We start from the raw sequence: 6,840 nt of genomic DNA, 5'->3' as shown, positions 1-6,840 counted from the left end.
CACCCGTCACGCTGGAAGGGCAGCCCGGCTCCGTCATCGACGGCGGCGGCCGGGGAAACACCGTGACCGTCGACTCGCCCGGCGTGACGCTGCGCCGGTTGACGGTCCGTAACTCCGGTCTCAGCCTGTTCGACCAGAACTCCGGCATCTTCCTTGGCAAGGAAGCAGCCGGAGCGGTGGTCGAGGACAACGATCTGACCGACAATCTGATCGGCATCTATGTCTGGGGCGCTCCCGACGTGCTGGTCGCGGGCAACCGGGTACAGGGCCGGACCGACCTGCGCCGCAGCGAGCGCGGCAACGGCATCCAGCTCTGGAACGCGCCGGGGACCAGGGTCGTCGGCAATACGGTGAACCATGGCCGCGACGGCATCTTCGTCACCACCAGCAAGCGGAACGAGTTCCGCGACAACCGGTTCGAGAACGTCCGTTTCGCGGTCCACTACATGTACACCAACGACAGCGAAGTCAGCGGCAACGTCTCCATCGGCAACGACGTCGGCTACGCGATCATGTTCTCGCGCAACCTCGTGATCCGGAACAACCAGTCGCGCGGCGACCGGGAACATGGACTGCTGCTGAACGCCACCACCAGTTCCCGGATCGAAAACAACCTCGTTGCCGGCCGCTACGCCACGCCGGTCGAGCAGGGTGACAGCGACGACGACATTGCGGACAGCGACGTGCCGCACGAGGTCGGCGGCTTGGCGGAAAGTGCGCGGACCGGCACCTGGAAGTGCGTCTTCGTCTACAACACCAGCAAGAACTCGGTGCGCAACAACCGGTTCGAGGACTGCGAGACCGGCATCCACTTCACCGCCGGATCGGAACGCAACAGCATCAGCGGCAACGCCTTCGTCAACAACCGCACCCAGGTCAAGTATGTCGGGACGCGGGCGCTTGACTGGTCGGAGAAAGGCCGGGGCAACTACTGGAGCGACAATCCCGCCTTCGACCTGAACGGCGACGGCATCTCGGACGAGGCCTACCGGCCCAACGACATGGTGGACCGCGTCATGTGGTCGTTTCCGGCAGCCAAGCTGCTGATCAACAGCCCCGGAATCCAGGTGATCCGCTGGGCGCAGTCCCAGTTCCCGGCGCTGCATCCCGGCGGCGTGATGGACAGCGCGCCCCTGATGGCACCGCCGGATATTCCCCTTACTCCGGAAAGGAAGGCCCAGCCGTGAGCCCGACCATCGAAGTCTCCGGCGTATCCAAGCGCTACGGCGACCAGTACGCCGTCCGCGACGTGACCGTGGCGCTGGGAGCCGGCGAATGCGTTGCCCTGGTGGGGCACAACGGCGCCGGCAAAAGCTCCCTCATCAAGCTTCTGCTCGGGCTGACGACGCCGACCGGGGGTACGATCCGCGTACTGGGCGAAGACCCCGCCGGCAATGCCGCCGCCCGCATCCGCCGCCAGATCGGCTACCTGCCTGAAAACGTCGCCTTCCATCCCGCCATGACCGGGCGGGAGAGCCTGGATTTCTACGCCCGCCTGAAGCGCGTCCCGACATGCTGCAACGATGACCTGCTGGACCGCGTCGGACTGGAGCCAGCGACGCGGAAGCGCCGGGTCGGCACCTACTCCAAGGGCATGCGCCAGCGACTGGGACTGGCACAGGCGTTGTTGGGCGACCCGAAGCTGCTGTTCCTGGACGAGCCGACGACCGGGCTCGACCCGGCATTGCGTCAGGGCTTCTACCGGATCATCGGCGATCTGCGGGACGCCGGCACCACCGTCCTGCTGTGCAGCCACGCGCTGACCGAACTGGAGGGGCAGGCCGACCGCGTGATCGTGATGAACAGGGGCCGAAAGGTCGCGGAAGGATCGCTGGCGACGCTCCGCAGCCTTGCCCAGCTTCCGGTCCGCATCCGGCTGACGGCGCCCGCTACCGGGTTCGCCGCCTTGGAGGGGGAGTTGGCCGGCCTCTTCGATCAATCCGCCACCCGGCTGGCCGGCGGCGTGGTCGAGTTGGTCTGCGCCAACGACGACAAGCTGGACATGGTCCGGCGGATCGCCGGAATCGGCACGCCGCTGGACGACATGGAAATCGTGCAGCCCAGCCTGGACGAGATGTACGCGCACTTCCTGCGGCAGGAGGCCGCCCAATGAGCACCATCCTGATCATCGCGGCGAAGGAAGTCCGCGAAGCGCTGCGCAACCGCTGGGTCGTCGCAATGACCCTGCTGATGGCGGCGCTGGCCCTGACGCTCAGCTTCCTGGGAAGCGCTCCGACCGGCACCATCGGGGCCGGGCCGCTGGAGGTCACCATCGTCAGCCTGTCCAGCCTGACGATCTTCCTACTGCCGCTGATCGCCTTGCTGCTGTCGTTCGACGCCATCGTGGGCGAGATCGACCGGGGCACCATGGCGCTGCTGCTGTCATATCCGGTCGCCCGCTGGCAGGTGATGCTGGGCAAGTTCATCGGTCACGCGGCGGTGATTGCCTTCGCCACCACGCTCGGCTACGGCGCCGCCGGGCTGGCGCTGTGGTTCGGCGAGGCCGGGATCGAGCCGGAAAGCTGGCGGGCCTTCGCCGCCATGATCGGGACCAGCGTCATGCTGGGGGCGGCCTTCACCGCCCTTGGCTACCTTGCCAGCACGATCGTCCGCGACCGGGGCACGGCGGCCGGAATCGCTGTCGGCATCTGGCTGGGCTTCGTGATGCTCTACGACATGGGGCTGTTGGGCCTGCTGGTCGCCGACCAGGGCAGGACCATCGATGCCGGCGTGGTCAACTGGCTGCTGCTGGCCAACCCCGCCGACACCTACCGCCTGTTCAACCTGACCGGCTTCAAGAACGTCAGCCTGTTCGCCGGGACCGCGGGATTGGCGAGCCAGGTCCAGTTCGGCGCCCCTGCCCTGCTGGGCGTGCTGGCCGCCTGGATTGCCGGCCCGCTGGCGCTGGCCGCCGTCATCTTCTCGAGAAAGCAGATATGATGCGGAAACCCCTGTCGTCCTTCCTGGCAGCTTTTCTTCTGGCCGCACTGCCCCTGCTGCCGCTGACCGGCTGCAAGGAGGACGAAGCCACCTCGGCACCGCCCCCGCCGCGCGCGATCACGGCGGAAGCCATTGGGCACTATTGCGGCATGACCATGCTCGACCATCCCGGCCCCAAGGGACAGATCGTCCTGATGGGACGGGACAGGCCGGTCTGGTTCTCCTCCGTCCGCGATACCTTCGCCTACACGATGCTTCCGGAGGAATCGCACGACTACCGCGCGATCTACGTCACCGACCTGGAGGCGGCAACCGACCCGGCGCACCCGGACCTCGCCCGATGGACGGAGGCCCGCACCGCATGGTTCGTCGTCGGCAGCGGGTTCGCGGGCGGCATGGGCGATGCCGAGCCTCTGCCCTTCGCGGGAGAAGCGGCGGCCCGCGCCTTCGCCGCCAAGCACGGCGGCGCGGTCAAACGGTTCGAAGACGTGACGGACGACGATATCTTGGCTCCACCGTCGGAAACCGACACCGGGAGCGTACCGTGACCGCGCGTCACACTCGCCGCCGCTTCCTCGGCATCGCGGCGTCGGTCGGCGGAATGGCGCTGCTGCCGCCCTGGAGCGCCCGTGCCGCCGGTTCCGAGCTGCACGTCTGGCGCGGCGTGGCGCTGGGCGCCGATGCCTGCCTGCAACTCCATCATCCCGATCCGGCAGAGGCCGAACGCCTGATCCGCCTTTGCCTCGCGGAAGTCGACCGGCTGGAACGGCTGTTCAGCCTCTACCGTCCCGACAGCCTGCTGGTCCGCCTGAACCGGACAGGAGAACTGGCCGATCCACCGCAGGACATGGTCCGCCTGCTGTCGGAGGCGGCCCGGTTCAGCCGCCTGACCGACGGGGCGTTCGACGTCACCGTCCAGCCGCTGTGGCAACTCTACGCCGAGCATTTCGCCCGCCCCGGCGCCGATCCGGCCGGGCCTCCGCCAGCGGCGGTGGAGGCGGTGCGCTCCCTGGTCGATTACCGCGCGCTTCGCGTCGAAGAGAACCGGGTGTCATTCGCGCGGCGCGGCATGGCGGCGACCCTGAACGGGATCGCCCAAGGCTACATCACCGACCGCGTCGCAGACCGCCTGCGGGCCGAAGGCATGACGAACGTGCTGGTGGACATGGGCGAAGTGCTGGCGCTGGGCCGCCATCCGGATGGGCGTCCCTGGCGCATCGCACTGCGGAGTGGAGATGAAAGGCAACAGAACGAAACGATCGACGGCGTCGATATCGCCGTGGCGGCATCCTCAAGCCGGGCCACGGTGTTCGACCCCGCCGGACGCTTCGGACACATCTTCGATCCGCTTACCGGCGACTGCGAGGCGCGGCCGGTTTCAGTGACGGTCACCGCTCCGGACGCGACCACAGCCGACATAGTCTCGACAGCTCATGCGGCGATGCCGTGCCGGCTTGCGTCGACCATGGCCACCAGCCTACCCGGCCTTGGGGTACGGATCACCCTGGCGGACGAACCGGCCCGATCGTGCGGATAGGAGCCTTGGGCAAACACACAAGCTTCACCGGCAATCAGCGGCCAACGGCAGGCTGACGGGAAACCCGACGGAATCGCCGCACCTCCTCAAGTACAGTGCCTGACGGTGCACGTTCAGACGTGCCGCTGGTCAGCGATACTGAACGGATCATCCGTGGAGGCTGACTATGCGCCTACAGTGTCTGCTCTTCGTTGGGATCCTGGCTTCATCCCCTGTTGCCATGCTTGCAGCTCCCGCATTCGCCGTTCCCGCCTATAGGTTGACCGATCTCGGCACGCTCGGCGGACATGCTGTCGGCGATATGCCGGACAGCTTCGGCGCCGACATCAACAACAAAGGCCAGGTGACGGGAGCAAGCGTCACGGCGTCCGGCTTCATGCATGCATTCCGATGGGACCCCGTGACCGGCATGCAGGATCTCGGTACCCCCGGTGAAAGCAGCATCGGAAGGGGTATCAACGACAACGGTCAAGTAACCGGAAGCGGAGGTAATGGCAGTGCCTTCCTGTGGGATCCGGCGACCGGTCTGCAAGACCTTGGTACGCTTGGAGGAAGCGATGCCTCCGGCAACCGCATCAATGCCGGCGGCCAAGTTACGGGAACCAGCCAGATTGCTCCGGGGTCCTTCCAGACCCATGCGTTTTTGTGGGACGCCGTGGGCGGAATGCGGGATCTCGGCACACTCGGCGGTACCAACAGCATCGGGCTGGGGATCAACTCCCGCGGTCAGGTAACCGGAATGGACGGCAGCGAGGGCGTTGCCCCGCGCGCGTTCCTGTGGGATCCCGTGACCGGCATGCAGGATCTCGGCAACCTCGGTGGATCCAACATATCCAGCTTCGGCAACGACATCAACGACAGCGGCCAAGTGACGGGAGCAAGCACCATCGACGTCGGTCTCCGTGCATTCCTGTGGGATCCGGCGACCGGCATGCAGGATCTCGGCACCTTGGGCGGATTCAACAGTTACGGCGCCGGCATCAATGCTTTCGGCCAGGTGACTGGATGGAGCACCACTGCGACCGGCGGAGGCGGTGCATTCCTGTGGGATCCTGTAACCGGCATGCAGGATCTGAACCGGATGATCGCTCCCGGATCGGGTTGGGTACTTGGGCAGGGATTGGCGATCAACGACACCGGCCAGATTACCGGTTCCGGCACCTTCGGCGGCGTGGAGCGCGGTTTTCTGCTGACGCCGGTAACGGTGACCGAGGTGCCGGAACCGGGATCGCTGGCTTTGATCGGTATCGGTGTCGTTGGATTCGGTCTGCTGCGCCGCCGCGCGAGTTCTGGCCACGCGCGTCCGCAGGCTCCCGGCAGGACCGTCCGGTGACCCAAAGGGCGGTGACAGCAAAGACCAAGCGGTCACGGCTGAAACCCCGGCCATCGGGGCATCTCGCTCCAATCCTTGAATGCCGCTTCGATTGACGCTATATTGCGTCAAGATATGCGTCTCAACGGGTGGCCGAATGGGCTTGGTACAGTATTCCGACGGCGGGTTCTTCGCTCCCGGCAAGATCGCTGAAGCTTTCCGTACGACCAGCGAAGAAGTCGCCCGGACGGCCGGTCTCGGCAGGGATGCCGTCCAGCGCAAGGACCGTGTCCGCTCGGACAGGACCCAACGCCGGCTGCGCGAGATGGTCGAGGTCATCAACAAGGTTGAACCGCGCTTCGGATCAAGCCTGATGGCCTATGCCTGGTACCGCTCCGAGCCGCTCCCCGGATTTTCGGGCCAGACGGCCATGCAACTCGTGCGCAGCGGTCGCGTGGATGACGTGCTCGACTATATCGACGCGGTCGACGCCGGCGTTCACGCCTGAACGCGTGCCGTATCGGGGAAAGCTCTATCGGGCGCTGAATCCTGTCTACGCGCGCGAGCCGCTGTCGGGCCGGGGCGCCGAGCTTTATGGCGGACGGTTCAATCCCAAGGGCCTGCCTGCGCTCTATGCGTCACTCTCGGTGATGACGGCGCTACGCGAAATCAACCAAGTCGGCAATCTCCAGCCCACGACGCTCGTCTCCTATGGGGCCGATATCGAGCGCGTCTTCGACTGCCGGGATGAACACGCCCTGGAGGCGGAAGACATGGATGCCGCTGCGCTGGCCGACAGCACATGGCGCGACCAGATGAAGGCGGGGGGGGAAGCACGAACGCAAGCGTTTGCCAAAAGATTGATTGCCGCCGGTTACCACGCCTTGCTTGTCAGGAGCTTCGCTCCGGGTGCTACCGGAGATGACATGAATCTGGTGCTATGGAACTGGGGCGGGACTGCTCCGGCCCGCTTGATCCTGATCGACGACGAGAACCGCCTGTCGCTATAGACCATCGACCGCCTCGCCGTTGAGGAAATCGGCGTCTGACA

8 protein-coding genes are annotated in these 6,840 nt (G+C 66.1%); all 8 read left to right on the top strand.

What is annotated here, in order from left to right; all coding sequences use genetic code 11:
- On the top strand, positions 1-1,187 hold a 1,187-nt coding region (locus tag AC5JJ6_RS34635), incomplete at its 5' end, for a nitrous oxide reductase family maturation protein NosD (protein ID WP_496046397.1).
- Positions 1,184-2,113, top strand: coding sequence for an ABC transporter ATP-binding protein (locus AC5JJ6_RS34630; protein WP_496046396.1), 930 nt, complete (start codon positions 1,184-1,186; stop codon positions 2,111-2,113). The genes AC5JJ6_RS34635 and AC5JJ6_RS34630, both read left to right, overlap by 4 nt.
- The gene (locus AC5JJ6_RS34625) at positions 2,110-2,940 is read left to right on the top strand and encodes a DUF2705 family protein (protein WP_429645379.1); all 831 of its coding nucleotides are present in this window, start codon (positions 2,110-2,112) and stop codon (positions 2,938-2,940) included. Before AC5JJ6_RS34630 ends, AC5JJ6_RS34625 begins: the two co-directional genes overlap by 4 nt.
- Positions 2,937-3,488, top strand: coding sequence for a nitrous oxide reductase accessory protein NosL (locus tag AC5JJ6_RS34620; RefSeq protein ID WP_496046395.1), 552 nt, complete (start codon positions 2,937-2,939; stop codon positions 3,486-3,488). The genes AC5JJ6_RS34625 and AC5JJ6_RS34620 overlap by 4 nt, the downstream gene beginning before the upstream one ends.
- A complete protein-coding gene (locus tag AC5JJ6_RS34615) occupies positions 3,485-4,477 on the top strand; it encodes an FAD:protein FMN transferase (RefSeq protein WP_496046394.1) in 993 nt (330 codons plus the stop codon). The genes AC5JJ6_RS34620 and AC5JJ6_RS34615 overlap by 4 nt, the downstream gene beginning before the upstream one ends.
- A gap of 220 nt (positions 4,478-4,697) precedes the next feature.
- Positions 4,698-5,810 carry a PEP-CTERM sorting domain-containing protein gene (locus AC5JJ6_RS34610; RefSeq protein WP_496046393.1) on the top strand — a complete coding sequence of 371 codons (1,113 nt, stop codon included), beginning with the start codon at positions 4,698-4,700 and terminating at the stop codon, positions 5,808-5,810.
- A gap of 136 nt (positions 5,811-5,946) precedes the next feature.
- Positions 5,947-6,297, top strand: a complete 351-nt coding sequence (locus tag AC5JJ6_RS34605) for an MbcA/ParS/Xre antitoxin family protein (RefSeq protein WP_496046392.1) — start codon at positions 5,947-5,949, stop codon at positions 6,295-6,297.
- 4 nt (positions 6,298-6,301) lie between these two features.
- Positions 6,302-6,799, top strand: coding sequence for an RES family NAD+ phosphorylase (locus AC5JJ6_RS34600; RefSeq protein WP_496046391.1), 498 nt, complete (start codon positions 6,302-6,304; stop codon positions 6,797-6,799).
- Positions 6,800-6,840 lie beyond the last annotated feature (41 nt).

The organism is Skermanella sp. (assembly GCF_059503625.1).
Note: the sequence above shows the minus strand (reverse complement) of the source record. Positions and strands in the feature narration are given on the sequence as shown.